This window comes from Mesorhizobium sp. BR115XR7A (assembly GCF_020165315.1).
Classification (GTDB): Bacteria; Pseudomonadota; Alphaproteobacteria; order Rhizobiales; family Rhizobiaceae; genus Mesorhizobium; species Mesorhizobium australicum.
Window position 1 is genome coordinate 38,312 of the sequence record NZ_JAIUHW010000016.1, and the last position, 13,047, is coordinate 51,358.

Consider the following 13,047-nt stretch of genomic DNA (forward strand, 5'->3'; position numbering starts at 1 on the left):
GCCCTCTGATTTGACACTTCAAACTCCAAACAAGCTGAAAGCCCGGCCCGGCGAGGTCACAGCGGTGCTGCGCCGCATTCTCGCTGAGAACAGCCATGACTATCGCTGGACCTATGTGATGGTCATCACCTGCTCGCTCATCGTTTCGGGCACGACCGCCTTCACGGCCTGGATCATGGCCCCGATGGTCAACCAGATCTTCTACGAACGGCGTGGCGACGCGATCGTGTGGATCTGCGCAGGCTTCATGGCGGCCTTCCTGCTGCGCGGCTTTGCCGGCTATGGCCAGGCGGTGGCGCTGGCCAAGATCGGCAACAATCTGGTGGCGCGCTACCAGAAGCGCATTTTCGATCACCTGATGAAGCTCGGCGTCGGCTTCTTCAATGATACACGCTCCGGCCGGCTGGCGGCGCAGGTCAACGAAAACGTCGGCGGCATCCGCGACCTCCTGTCGTTGACGCTGACCTCGATCACCCGCGACGCGGTGACGCTGATCGGCCTGCTCGGCGTCATGGTCTACCAGGATCCGGTCCTGTCGCTGAGTTCGCTGCTGATCGGACCGCCGCTGATCTGGGCCGTCGTCTACCTCACCCGTCGCGTGCGGCGCATTACCCGCGAATCCGTGCTGATCAATTCGCGCCTGATCGGCGCCGTGCAGGAAGCCACGCAAGGCATCGCCATCGTCAAGGCCTTCACCATGGAGGACGAACTGTCCGGCCGCATCGGCAAGCTCGCCAGCGACGCCGAACAGCGCTCGAACAAGATTGCCCGCGTCTCCGAACGGCTGTCGCCGATTTCCGACATGCTGGCCGGCTTCGCCGTCACCTCCGTCATCGCCTATTCCGGTTATCGGGCTCTGGTTCTCGGGCAGCCGCCGGGCGCGGTCTTCTCGTTCATCACGGCGCTGATCCTGGCCTATGATCCGGCGCGCCGCCTGGCACGCATGCAGGTCGGAATGGAACGGGCTCTGGTCAACGCACGCATGATCTACGAACTGCTCGACCTCGAGCCGAAGCAGGCCGACGCGCCTGGCGCCACCAAGGCAAACTTCACCACGGGCGAAGTTCGCTTCAACAACGTGTCCTTCCGCTATGTCGAGGAGACGCCTGTCCTTCAGGACCTCAGCTTTGTCGCCGCCGCCGGCAAGATGACCGCCGTCATCGGCGCCTCCGGTGCCGGCAAGACCACACTGGTGGCGCTGCTGCAGCGCTTCTACGACGTCGAGAGCGGTACGATCGAGATCGATGGCCAGGACATTTCCAAGGTCACCAAACAGTCGCTGCGCGGCTCGATAGCCTATGTCTCGCAGGCGCCCTATCTGTTCGAGGGCACCATCCGCGACAACATTCGCTATGGCCGCCCCTCGGCCACCGATGCCGAGATCGAGCAGGCCGCGCGGCTGGCGGCGGCCGACGAGTTCATCCGCCAGCAGCCGCAAGGGTATGACACGCCGGTCGGCGAGAATGGCGCTACGCTTTCCGGCGGCCAGCGCCAGCGCGTGTCGATCGCCCGCGCCATCGTGCGTCAGGCGCCGATCCTGCTGCTCGACGAGGCGACATCGGCGCTCGACAACGAGGCCGAAGCGCGCGTCCAGCAGGCGCTCACCAAGGTCATGGAAGGGCGCACCACCATCGTCATAGCGCACCGCCTGTCCACCGTGGTCAATGCCGACCACATCATCGTGCTGGAACAGGGCCATCTGGTCGAAGAGGGCACGCATGCCTCGCTGATGGCCGACCCGCACAGCGTCTATGCCCGTTTCCACCGGATACAGGGCGTCAAGGGCCTGGGGCTTATCGACGACAGCGCCCCGGCCGAAACTTCGGTTCAGGAACTAGAGACCCAGGACATCGCCGGGAGCACGCCATGAGCGAGACCACATCAGGCGAGCCGGCCGGCGATATGGGCCTTGTGGTGGTCGGCGCGGCCGGCCGCATGGGCCAGACGCTGATCCGCGCCATCCACGCCATTCCGGGCGCCCGCGTCATCGGCGCGGTCGAGCGCCCGGATTCGCCTCACCTGGGCAAGGATGCGGGGGAACTCGCCGGCGTCGGCCGCATCGACGTGGCGATCGGCAGCGATCCGTTGCCGGTCTTCGCCAGGGCCGACGGCGTGCTCGATTTCACCACCCCGGCCTCGACGGTCGAGTTCGCCGGTTACGCGGCGCAGGCGCGCATCGTCCATGTCATCGGCACGACAGGCTGTTCGGCCGACGACAACGCGAAAATCGCTGCCGCCGCCCGCCACGCGACCATCGTCAAGTCGGGCAATATGAGCCTCGGCGTCAATCTGCTGGCGGTGCTGGTCGAACAGGCGGCACGCGCGCTCGACGCCGACGATTTCGACATCGAGATCCTCGAAATGCACCACAGGCACAAGGTCGACGCGCCTTCGGGCACGGCGCTTCTGCTCGGCGAAGCGGCCGCCGCCGGGCGCGGCATCGCGCTGGCCGGCAATGATGTGCGTTCGCGCGACGGCCATACGGGTGTGCGACAAACCGGCTCGATCGGTTTTGCCACGCTGCGCGGTGGCTCGGTAGTTGGCGACCACAGCGTGATCCTGGCCGGCACCGGCGAGCGCATCACGCTGTCGCACCATGCCGAGGACCGCGCCATCTTCGCCCGCGGTGCCGTCAAGGCCGCACTTTGGGCGCATGGCCAGAAGCCGGGACTGTATTCGATGCGGGACGTGCTTGGGCTTGCCTGAAACGACCCTGAACCATCTTCGTTCTTACGCAGGACGGAAAACCGCTACACACTTTTCCTGGAATGCTCAGACCCCAGAGGAGCAAAAATGTCGAGAACCCTCGTGCTCGTGCGCCACGGCCAGAGCGAATGGAACCTGAAGAACCTGTTCACCGGCTGGCGCGACGTCGACCTGACGGAGCAGGGCCATGCCGAGGCCAAGGCCGCCGGCCAAAAACTCAAGGCGCGCGGCCTGAAGTTCGATATCGCCTTCACCTCGGCGCTGACCCGGGCGCAAAAAACCTGCCAGCACATTCTCGACGCGGTCGGCCAGAGCGACTTGCAGACCGTTCGCGACCAAGCGCTGAACGAGCGCGACTATGGCGACCTCTCCGGCCTCAACAAGGACGACGCGCGCCAGAAATGGGGCGAGGAGCAGGTGCATGTCTGGCGCCGCTCCTATGATGTGCCGCCGCCCGCCGGCGAAAGCCTGAAGGACACCGGCGCCCGCGTCTGGCCCTATTACCTGCACGATCTGCAACCGCATGTGCTGCGCGGCGGCACGGTGCTGGTCGCCGCCCACGGCAATTCGCTGCGCGCGCTGATCATGGCGCTGGACGGCAAGTCGGGCGAGGAGATCGTCAAGCTGGAACTCGGCACCGGCGTGCCGGTGATCTACCAGCTCAACGCCGATTCGACCGTGGCTTCGAAGGAAGTGCTGGAAGGCTAAGCCGGCAAGCGAGCAGCGGGTTTAAAAAAGCGCGTTGACAGCAATCGCTTGCCCGCTTATTGAGCCCGCACCAGCCCAGATGGCGGAATTGGTAGACGCGCACGGTTCAGGTCCGTGTTCCGCAAGGAGTGGAGGTTCGAGTCCTCTTCTGGGCACCAAATTCCCGTTTTGAACCATTCGATCGGTTCAGAAACCCTGAGAAAAAGCCCGGTTCGTCCGGGCTTTTTTCTTGCCCGATGACCTGCCCTCCTGGCCAGTCCCCGAACAAACCGCTTCAAACCGCGCGCCCCCTTCGCTACGCTCGCGACCATGTCTCAATCCAGCACCGCGATCTTCGGCGCCCGCCGCGACCAGGCTTTTCCCGTCCTCGCCGAGGCGGACATCGAGCGCATGCGCCGGTTCGGCGAGGCCAGTGCCTATGCCGCCGGCGAGCACATTTTCGAGGCCGGCGATGTGTCCCCGGGACTGATCGTGGTGCTGGCGGGCAAGGTCGATATCACCCAGGACGGCAAATTTGGCCGGCGCGAGACGATCGTCACGCATGGCCCGGGCAGCTTCGCCGGCGAGCTGGCGCAGCTTTCGGCCCGTCCCTCGCTGGTCAATGCGCAGGCGGCCGAGCCGGTCGAGGCGTTCGTCATCCCGTCGCAGCGACTGCGCGACCTGATGGTGCAGGAGGCCAATCTCGGCGAGCGCATCATGCGGGCGCTGATCCTGCGCCGCGTCGGGCTGCTCGAGAGCGGCACGATCGGTCCCATCATCGTCGGACCTGCCGACAATGGCGACGTCCTTCGCCTGCAAGGCTTTCTCGCCCGCAGCGGCCAGCCCCACCGCGTGCTCGATTCCAAAACCGATCCTTGCGCGAAGACGCTTTTCGAGCACTTCCAGGTCGATCCCCACCACCTGCCGGTCGTGCTGTGCCCGAATGGCAGGCTGCTGCTCAATCCGGCGGAGAAAGACCTCGCCCGCTGCATTGGCCTGCTGCGGCCGGTCGACGCCAGCAAGGTCTATGACGTCGCCATAGTCGGCGCAGGACCGGCTGGTCTGGCGGCGGCGGTCTACGCGGCCTCCGAAGGGCTGTCGACCATCGTGCTCGATTGCCGTGCCTTCGGCGGCCAGGCCGGCGCCTCAGCGCGCATCGAGAACTATCTCGGCTTCCCCACCGGCATTACCGGCATGGCGCTGATGGCGCGCGCCTACAACCAGGCGCAGAAATTCGGCGTCGAGATGGTCATCCCCGACGAGGTGAAGCTGCTCGGTGCCGCCACCGACGGCGCGCGCTACCAGCTCGCGGTCGGCGACGGCGAGACGGTGCGCACGCGCTCGGTGGTGATCGCCAGCGGCGCGCGCTATCGCCGCCTCGATGTCGCCAATCTCGCCGAGTTCGAGGGCACCTGCGTGCATTATTGGGCCTCGCCCATCGAAGCACGGCTTTGCGGCGGCCAGGAAGTGGCGCTGGTCGGCGCCGGCAATTCGGCCGGCCAGGCGGCCGTCTACCTGGCCAGCCAGGTCAGGAAAGTGGCGCTGCTGGCGCGTGGCGGCAGCCTCGAGGCCTCGATGTCGCGTTACCTCGTCGAGCGCATCAGGGCGCAGCCGAACATCGAGGTGCTGACCGGCGCCGAAATCGAGGCGCTGGACGGCGAGGCAGGCAATCTCGCCACGGTACGCTGGCGCGACCGCTCGAGCGGCGCCTCGACGACGCGGCCGATCCGCCATCTCTTCCTGTTCATCGGCGCCGACCCGAACACCGATTGGCTCGCCCAATCCGACGTGGCGCTGGATGCCAGGGGTTTCATCCGCACCGGATCGGACATAGCATCGGCCCATGGCGTGATGGAGACCAGCCGCAGCGGCGTGTTCGCCATCGGCGACGTGCGCTCCGGCTCGGTCAAACGCGTCGCGGCGGCTGTCGGCGAGGGCGCCCAGGTGGTGGCGGCGCTGCATGCATTTCTTGCGCGGGACGGCAGCCAGGCCGGCGCGCCTCAGGTATGATCCCGAAAAGTGGGAAACCGGTTTTCGGAAAAGATCATGCTTCGAATGAGAGATAGGTCGGGAGAGTGTGATGGCGGATGAATGCAAGCACGCCGCTGGGATCAAGGACGTGACGCCGAGCGCGCTCGGCTGCGAGGAGTGCCTGAAGAGCGGCTCGTGGTGGGTGCATCTGCGGCTCTGCCGCACCTGCGGCCATGTGGGCTGCTGCGACGACTCCCCCAACCGCCACGCCACCAAGCATTTTCACGCCACCAGCCATCCCGTCATAGAGGGTTACGACCCGCCGGAAGGCTGGGGCTGGTGCTACGTCGACGAGGTTTTTCTGGACCTCGGCGACCGCACCACCCCGCAGAACGGCCCGATCCCGCGCTTCTATTGAATGCTGCGAAGAGCAGGGGGAAAGCGGGTTCGGCCTGATTTATCGCACCGAGCCCGTAACAGTTCGGTCGACATCCGGAACGGACTTGCGATCGTTGCCGGCAAGGGCAGCGATGAGCAGCAGGCTGGCCACGACCGGAACGAACAGCACGGCGATGCGGGCCTGTACATGAAGGATGGCGCGCCATTCGCTGCGCTTGTCGGGGCTGTCGCTCATCATACCCACTTTGCCATGGACCCCCCCGCGAGGTCACATAGCCGTCAACGGTTAAACAACTCCTTCCGACTTCGTTAACGCAGGGTTCGAGCACGAAATTCAGCCGAGCCCGATCCGCCTGGCGCCTTGCCGGAACAACGCCTCGGCGTCCGGCTCGAAGCGGAACGTGGCGATGAAATCGTCGGCGCGGTAGTCCGGCAACGCCTTGCGAATGGCGGCGGCAAAGCCGCGCGCCTCTTCGAGCCGCCCCGCCAGCGCCAGGCAATGTGCTGCGATCGCCAGGATGATGGCGTGCGCGTTTGGCCGGGCGGCTGCCTTCAGCGCCCATCCGGCCGCCTCCTCGAACTGGCCGAGCCGGACATGCGCCATGGCCCGCGCCCCCAGCATGCCGAACAGCAGCGGATCGAAAGGGCTCAGATGGCGCGAATGATCGGAAGAGCCGATCGCCGCCCGCGGGTCGCCCGACTGCGAATGGACGAAGGACAGCGCATAGTGGCCGAGCGCGAAATTGGGGCTGAGCTTGACCGCCTGTTCCAGTTCACCGAGCGAGCCGTCCTGTTCGCCCCGCAGCCACAGCGCCCGCCCCATCGCCCAGTGCGCGGCCGGATTGTGGTCATCGACCAGCAAGCTCTGCCCGGCGCTCTCGAAGGCCAGCGCGCTTTCGCGATCGCGGTCGCCCCAGCGCTGGAAGGCGTTCTGCCAATGGGTGAAGGACAGGCCGGCATAGGCGCGGGCGAAGGTTGGATCGAGCCGCAGGGCGCTGGCAAAGAAGTGCCGCGCCGTTTCGTTCTCGGCCTGCGTGAAACGGTACATGTGCCAGAGGCCGCGGTGGTAGGCCTCCCAGGCATTGAGCGAGTTGGGAGCCTTGAGCAGGGCGCGGTTGCGCTCGACCGTCTCGATCTCGGACGAGATCGACGACACGATGCTGTCGCCGATCTCGTCGAGCACGGTGAAGAGATCGTCCGACCGTCGCTCGAAGGTTTCGGCCCAGACGATTCTGGCCGTGCGCACCTCGATCAGTTCGATGTTGACGACCAGCCTGCCGGCCGGGTTGCGCACCGCGCCGGTGGCCACATAGTCGACATTCAGCCGGCGGCCCGCCTCCTCGGGCGCGATGGCTTCCTCGGCCAATGCAAACACCGACCCGCGCGCGATTACGAAGAAATCGCGAAGCTTGGCCAGCCGGGTGATGATGTCGTGTGTGAAACCGTCGGCCGGTCCGCCGCGCGCCTCTCCGGCAAACGGCATCACCGCCAGCGAAGCGTGGCTCGGCTCGGTGGTCTCGGCCACGGTCGGCCCGGCCACCGGCTGCGATACCATGGACAAGCCGGCCGGCCGCCGCTCGCGGATCGCTTGCCAGGCCGCGCGCAGCGGCGCGAAATCCAGCTCTTCCGACCCGAACAGCTGCTCGGCCGCCGCCAGATGTTGCTCGGCCGCGCCGACGGCGCCACGCCGCGCCAGACTGGCCAGCAGCGCCCGGTGCGCGCGCTCCTCGAACGGCGACAGTTCCAGCCATCTGTCGAGATGAGCGACCGCTTCGTCGCAATCCGCCGGCAAGGTTTCGACGAGCCTTTCCAGCACGGCCACGTGCCAGGCACCGAAGCGACGACGTTGTGCCGTCAGCCAGCTGTTGAAAAGCGGGCTTCGCTCGAGCTCCAGGCCGTCAAGGAACTCGCCGGCGAACAATTTCGCCAGCGTCCGCAGGCGCTCGACACCAAGCGTTGCGATGCCTTCGAAGCCGGCGCGGCTGACCTCCAGCGCATCGACAGGGCAATCCTCGAGATCGAGCGCCACCGCATCGCCTTGTGTGACGACCCGATCCCGTTCCGGCCCGTCCAGAGCGGTGCGCAGCTTGCTCAGGCACCAGCGCAGCTCGCCACGCGGATCGTTGGGCAGATCCCACAAAAGCTCGCACAGGCGGGAGCGGCCGACGGGGTGCGGCGCCAGCGCCAGATAGCCCAACAGCGCCCGCAGCTTGCGCGAGCCCGGCAGGGTGGCTGGCACTTGGTCGCGCGTGACCGCCGGCGTTCCGAGCAGGCGCACGGACGGGGCCGTTGCCCTGCCGTCCCGCCTCGCCTGTGCGGTTTCCACGTCCGTTTCCACGCCTGTTCCCACGTTGGCCTGTCAGCCCTTACTCTATCACAGACCCGACACGGCGCATCCGGTGGCGATGCTTTCGCCCCGATGTCGCCTTTGCCGTATGAGCGGCACGTCATATCGCGGCAAGGTGTCGAAACCTCGCCGCCCAGGCCGCCGGTTTGTAACCGGCCCGTGAGAACACGATCGAGGAGATCGACGATGTTGAACAAACAACAAATCAGAACCACCGCGGGGCGCGGCCGATTGTTCGACAGCATCCTGGACACCGTCGGCGACACGCCGGTGGTGCGCATCAACAATCTCGCGCCGGCCCATGCGACCATCTACGTCAAGGCCGAGTTCTTCAACCCGGGCGCCTCGGTGAAGGATCGGCTGGCGCTCAACATCATCGAAGAGGGCGAACGCAGCGGCGCGCTGAAGCCCGGCCAGACCGTGGTCGAGGCGACCAGCGGCAACACCGGCATCGGGCTTGCCATGGTCTGCGCGCAGAAAGGCTATCCGTTGGTCGTTACCATGGCCGACAGCTTTTCCGTCGAGCGCCGCAAGCTGATGCGCATGCTGGGCGCCAAGGTGGTGCTGACGCCACGCGCCGAAAAAGGTTTTGGCATGTACAAGAAGGCGGTCGAACTGGCCGAGGCCAATGGCTGGTTCCTTGCCCGCCAGTTCGAGACGGCCGCCAATGCCGCCATCCACGAGTCGACGACCGCGCGCGAAATCATAAACGATTTCGCCGGCTCGCGGCTCGACTGCTTCGTGACCGGCTATGGCACCGGCGGCACGGTCGTCGGCGTGGCGCGGGTCTTGCGCCGCGAACGGCCCGACACCCGCATCGTGCTCTCGGAACCAACCAACGCGCAACTGGTCGGCAGCGGCAAGGCGCAGCAGCGCGGTGCCGATGGCGCGCCAGCCGCCAGCCACCCGGCCTTCGAGCCGCATCCCGTCCAGGGCTGGACGCCGGACTTCATCCCCAACGTGCTGCAGGAGGCGATCGACGCCAGCCTCTATGACGAGGTGATGCCGATCGCCGGTCCGGAGGGCATCAAATGGGCGCGGGCGCTGGCGCGGAAGGAAGGCATCTTCACCGGCATTTCCGGCGGCGCCACCTTCGCCGTCGCGCGCCAGGTCGCCGAGAAGGCGGCGGCCGGATCGGTGATCCTGTGCATGCTGCCCGACACGGGCGAGCGCTACATGTCGACGCCGCTGTTCGACGGCGTCGAGGCTGAAATGGATGCCGATGAGCTGGCGCTCTCGCGCTCGACGCCCGGCTGCCAGTTCCCGGCTTGATAGGGAGATCGCCATGGACGTCGCGCGGGAATCTGCTGGCATGGTGGCCGAGGAAACGCTTGATCCGCCTGACTGGGCCGAAGTGCAGGCCCTGTCGCGCCGGGCCGTCGATGAAGCCGTCAACTATCTGCGCGACGTGCGAGACCGTCCGGTCTGGCGGGAAATGCCGGCGGATGTGAGAGGCATGTTCCGCGCGCCCTTGCCGCGCTCGCCGACGCCACTTGCCGCCGTTTATGGCGAGGTCTCCCGCACCGTGATGTCCTATCCGATGGGCAACATCCATCCACGCTTCTGGTCGTGGTATATGGGATCCAGCAACTTCACCGGCGCGCTCGGCGATTTCCTGGCGGCGATCCAGGGCTCCAACCTCGGCGGCGGCAACCATGCCGCCGGGCTGATGGACAGCCAGGTGGTGAACTGGTGCAAGGAGATGCTGGGCTTTCCGGCCTCGGCCTCCGGCACGCTGGTCAGCGGCGGCTCGATGGCCAACATCATCGGGCTGACGGTGGCGCGCAACGTCAAGGCGGGCGTCGATGTGCGCGAGCACGGCGTTTCAGCCATCGAGAAGCCGCTGCGCTTCTATGGCTCGGATCAGATCCATTCCTGCCACCGCAAGGCGATGGAAGCGCTGGGCCTCGGCAATCGGGCGCTGCGCCGCATCCCGACAGATGCCGGGCTGCGGATCAATATCGACGCGTTGCGCGCGGCGATCGTCGAGGACCGGGCAGCCGGCTTCAAACCGGCCTGCGTCGTCGGCAATGCCGGCACGGTCAACACTGGGGCGATCGACGACCTGCGGGCGCTTGCCAAACTCGCTCACGAGGAAGGCCTCTGGTTCCATGTCGATGGCTGCATCGGCGCGCTGATCGCCATCGCCCCGCAAAACGCCCACCGCGTCGCCGGCATCGAATGGGCCGATTCGGTCGCGCTCGATCCCCACAAATGGCTGCATTCGCCCTTCGAGGTCGGCTGTGCCCTGGTCAGGGACGCCGCCGCGCACCGCCGGACCTTCGCGGTGACGCCGGAATATCTGGAATCGACGCCGCGCGGCCTCGCTTCCGGCGAATGGTTGCACGATTATGGTCTGCAGACGTCGCGCGGCTTTCGTGCCTTGAAAGTGTGGATGGCACTGAAGGAACATGGCGTCGAAAAATTCGGCCGCCTGATCGACCAGAACATCGCGCAGGTCTCCTATCTGGCCGGGCTGATCGAGGCCGAGCCTTCGCTGGAGCTTGCGGCGGCGCCGACCATCAACATCGTCTGCTTCCGCTATCAGCCCGGTTTGGCGGGCGAAGCGCTGAAGGCGCTCAACACCGAGATCATGTTGCGGCTGCAGGAGCAAGGCATCGCTGCACTCTCCGACACCACCGTGCATGGCGGGCACTGGTTGCGTGTGGCGATCACCAACCATCGCACCCGACGCGACGATCTCGATCTGCTGGTGCGTGAAGTGGTGAGGCTGGGACGTGAGATCACCGCGCAGGGCCACGTGTCTTCCTAGTTCCCGGCCGCCGTGCGAACCTGCCCGCGGTGATTCGGGGAGGTCGGTGGTGACGCTGTTTCGCATGCTTGCGCTGGCGGCACTGGTCCTGGCCAATTCGGCCGAGGCCGCCGACATGGCCTTTTTCGTCAAGAACCTGCGCAAGGAGGGGGTCGCGGTCGAGCTGTTCAGCCGCGATCGCGAGACCGTCTGGCCGGGCAACGACAAGGTGTTCCTTGTCGATCCGGGCTCGCAGAAATCAGTGCCGATCTCCTGCAATCAGGGCGAACGCATCTGCTATGGCGCCTGGGTCGATGGCAACGACAAGATTTCCGCCGGAGTCGGTCCAGACAACGACCAGCCTTGCGATACCTGCTGCTTCATCTGCGTGGAGCACACAACCGAAACCATCGACCTGGTGCCGTAGCGGCGCTTCGGTGCAGGAGCCACCCCGGCGCGTCAGTCGGGAAGGCCGGCCTTGCCAAAGCCATCGAGGAAGTGCTCGCGCGTCGCGTCGTCGCGGAAGGGCTCCGTCCAGACCCAATGGCGGGTCGTGAAATGCGGGTTGCCGACGAGGAACAGTTCCACCTCCGTGCGTGCCTCCTCGAGCCGGCCAAGTTGCGCAAGGCTTGCCGCCAGGAAGCGGCGTGAACTGGTGCGGTAGGTCTCGTCCCGGCGCAGCGTCTCGACGGCGCCTGCGTAGTCGCGCGCCGCATATTGCGCCTGGCCGAGCGTCAGATAGTACCAGCTCGGTGGAAACGGGTTCAGCCGGAACGCCTTGCGGATTTGCTCCAGGGCCTCCTCGACCCGCCCAGCCAGGGTCGTTATGTCGGACAATGTCGCCCAGGCATCGGCCTCGTTCGGGTCGAGTTCGAACGCCCTGGCGAATTCGGCCTCCGACTCGGCGAACTCATGCTCATAGGCAAGCAAATTGCCGAGCACCCAGTGGCACCCGGCATCGTTGGGATCGATCGCGACCGCCTTGCGCGCCAGCTCCAGGGCAATGCGGCGGTTAGGGTCGATCGGCTCGCCCCAATGCACCCATCCCATCCAGTGGTTCATGGCAAGCCAGCGATAGGCCTCGGCGTAGTGGGGATCGAGCGCAACCGCGCGCGTCAGCATCAGATGCGCTTCCCGTGCGGTCTGCGGCGAATCATCGATCAGCTTGCGCGCCCGCACGCACAGGTCGTAGGCGTCGAGATTGGTGGGCCGGTTGCGTGGCGGCGGTGCGCGCAGCCGGCCGAGCAATGCCTCCACGATCTTGGCGGTCACTTCGTCCTGGACGGCAAAGATATCGTCCAGGCCGCGGTCGAAGCGTTCCGCCCATAGATGGTCGCCGCTCGCCGCGTCGACCAGCTGCGCGTTGATGCGCACCCGCCCCGCATCGCGCCGCGCGCTGCCCTCCAGCAGATAACGAACGCCGAGTTCCCTGGCGATCTCGCGCACGTCCATTGCCTTTCCCTTGTAGGCAAAAGTCGAATTGCGCGCGATGACGAACAGGCCGGAGATCCTGGACAGGTCGGTGATCAGGTCTTCGGTCAAGCCGTCGCAGAAAGAGTCCTGCCCGGCATCGTTGCCGAAATTGACGAAGGGCAGCACCGCTATCGAAGGCTTGTCCGGCAGCGGCAAGGGTTTTGGCTTGGCGCCGGCGAGCTGTTTCACGGCCCCCGTGAAACGATAGCCGACGCGCGGAACGGTCGTGATCCATTCCCCGCCCCCTTCACCCATAATGCCAGGCGGGCCGAGCAGCTTGCGCAGCTGCGCGATCTGGACGGTGAGGTTGCCTTCCTCGACGGCCGTGCCCGGCCACGCCGCGTCCATCAGTTCGGCTTTTCCCAAGATTTCGCCGGGTTTTGCGACGAGCGCCGCAAGCAGCTTTAGCCCGCGATAGCCAACGGCAACGGGATCGTCGTTCCGAAGCAGCGTTCCCGCACCCGGATCAAGCACGAACGGACCAAAGGCGAAGCGCTCTCCCTGCATTGGCGCATCTATAGACAATTCCGGGAAAAGTGCGAAGCGGTTTCGCCAGGAAACGCGGGGCTGGCCCTCCCGAGAGTGGCGTCAAAACAAACAGTTAGCGCAAGTTTGGAACTTTTGAGAACTATTTGGGAGGGCTTAATTACGGCGCCGCTCGTATCCTGCAGAATTCAATCTCTTTCCGGGTGAGGTCCACGGTTCCCAACGG

11 protein-coding genes and 1 tRNA gene are annotated in these 13,047 nt (G+C 65.9%); 9 read left to right on the forward strand and 3 right to left on the reverse strand.

Annotation, left to right across the window (positions count from 1 at the left end; genetic code table 11):
* The first annotated feature begins 10 nt into the window (after positions 1–10).
* The 6 genes from LB557_RS27450 to LB557_RS27475 all read left to right on the forward strand — a co-directional run bounded on the left by LB557_RS27450 (position 11) and on the right by LB557_RS27475 (position 5,782).
* Complete coding sequence (locus LB557_RS27450; RefSeq protein WP_224642016.1) at positions 11–1,870, forward strand: ABC transporter ATP-binding protein; 1,860 nt, start codon at positions 11–13, stop codon at positions 1,868–1,870.
* Positions 1,867–2,706, forward strand: a complete 840-nt coding sequence (dapB, locus tag LB557_RS27455; RefSeq protein ID WP_015314708.1) for a 4-hydroxy-tetrahydrodipicolinate reductase — start codon at positions 1,867–1,869, stop codon at positions 2,704–2,706. Before LB557_RS27450 ends, dapB begins: the two co-directional genes overlap by 4 nt.
* Before the next feature lie 87 nt (positions 2,707–2,793).
* Positions 2,794–3,414: a 2,3-bisphosphoglycerate-dependent phosphoglycerate mutase gene (locus tag LB557_RS27460; RefSeq protein ID WP_015314707.1), complete on the forward strand. Its 621-nt coding sequence runs from the start codon at positions 2,794–2,796 to the stop codon at positions 3,412–3,414.
* Positions 3,415–3,487: 73 nt separating this feature from the next.
* Positions 3,488–3,572 (forward strand) — tRNA-Leu (locus LB557_RS27465).
* 151 nt (positions 3,573–3,723) lie between these two features.
* Entirely contained in the window at positions 3,724–5,403 is a 1,680-nt protein-coding gene (locus LB557_RS27470; RefSeq protein WP_140660298.1) for an FAD-dependent oxidoreductase, read from the forward strand.
* Between the two features lie 70 nt (positions 5,404–5,473).
* Positions 5,474–5,782 carry a UBP-type zinc finger domain-containing protein gene (locus LB557_RS27475; protein WP_015314705.1) on the forward strand — a complete coding sequence of 103 codons (309 nt, stop codon included), beginning with the start codon at positions 5,474–5,476 and terminating at the stop codon, positions 5,780–5,782.
* Positions 5,783–5,821: 39 nt separating this feature from the next.
* Here the strand turns inward: LB557_RS27475 and LB557_RS27480 are convergent, their stop codons facing one another.
* A complete protein-coding gene (locus LB557_RS27480) occupies positions 5,822–5,998 on the reverse strand; it encodes a hypothetical protein (RefSeq protein WP_023772044.1) in 177 nt (58 codons plus the stop codon).
* A 99-nt stretch (positions 5,999–6,097) separates the two neighbouring features.
* On the reverse strand, positions 6,098–8,101 hold the full coding sequence (locus tag LB557_RS27485; RefSeq protein WP_224713133.1) for a BTAD domain-containing putative transcriptional regulator: 2,004 nt from the start codon (positions 8,099–8,101) through the stop codon (positions 6,098–6,100).
* 195 nt (positions 8,102–8,296) lie between these two features.
* Here LB557_RS27485 and cysK point away from each other — a divergent pair, with 195 nt between their 5' ends.
* The 3 genes from cysK to LB557_RS27500 are packed head-to-tail and all read left to right on the forward strand — an operon-like array spanning position 8,297 to position 11,289.
* Positions 8,297–9,382 carry a cysteine synthase A gene (gene cysK, locus LB557_RS27490; RefSeq protein WP_224642019.1) on the forward strand — a complete coding sequence of 362 codons (1,086 nt, stop codon included), beginning with the start codon at positions 8,297–8,299 and terminating at the stop codon, positions 9,380–9,382.
* A 13-nt stretch (positions 9,383–9,395) separates the two neighbouring features.
* On the forward strand, positions 9,396–10,883 hold the full coding sequence (locus LB557_RS27495) for a pyridoxal phosphate-dependent decarboxylase family protein (protein ID WP_224642022.1): 1,488 nt from the start codon (positions 9,396–9,398) through the stop codon (positions 10,881–10,883).
* A gap of 49 nt (positions 10,884–10,932) precedes the next feature.
* On the forward strand, positions 10,933–11,289 hold the full coding sequence (locus LB557_RS27500; protein WP_015314700.1) for a hypothetical protein: 357 nt from the start codon (positions 10,933–10,935) through the stop codon (positions 11,287–11,289).
* 32 nt (positions 11,290–11,321) lie between these two features.
* Here LB557_RS27500 and LB557_RS27505 read toward each other — a convergent pair whose 3' ends face one another.
* On the reverse strand, positions 11,322–12,842 hold the full coding sequence (locus tag LB557_RS27505) for a winged helix-turn-helix domain-containing tetratricopeptide repeat protein (RefSeq protein ID WP_015314699.1): 1,521 nt from the start codon (positions 12,840–12,842) through the stop codon (positions 11,322–11,324).
* Between the last annotated feature and the right edge of the window lie 205 nt (positions 12,843–13,047).

Coding starts and splice junctions, on each gene's coding strand:
- LB557_RS27460 (WP_015314707.1), top strand. CDS start 2,794: ATGTCGAGAACCCTCGTGCTCGTGCGCCACGGCCAGAGCGAATGGAAC.
- LB557_RS27470 (WP_140660298.1), top strand. CDS start 3,724: ATGTCTCAATCCAGCACCGCGATCTTCGGCGCCCGCCGCGACCAGGCT.
- LB557_RS27495 (WP_224642022.1), top strand. CDS start 9,396: ATGGACGTCGCGCGGGAATCTGCTGGCATGGTGGCCGAGGAAACGCTT.
- cysK (WP_224642019.1), top strand. CDS start 8,297: ATGTTGAACAAACAACAAATCAGAACCACCGCGGGGCGCGGCCGATTG.
- dapB (WP_015314708.1), top strand. CDS start 1,867: ATGAGCGAGACCACATCAGGCGAGCCGGCCGGCGATATGGGCCTTGTG.
- LB557_RS27480 (WP_023772044.1), bottom strand. CDS start 5,998: ATGAGCGACAGCCCCGACAAGCGCAGCGAATGGCGCGCCATCCTTCAT.
- LB557_RS27505 (WP_015314699.1), bottom strand. CDS start 12,842: ATGCAGGGAGAGCGCTTCGCCTTTGGTCCGTTCGTGCTTGATCCGGGT.
- LB557_RS27475 (WP_015314705.1), top strand. CDS start 5,474: ATGGCGGATGAATGCAAGCACGCCGCTGGGATCAAGGACGTGACGCCG.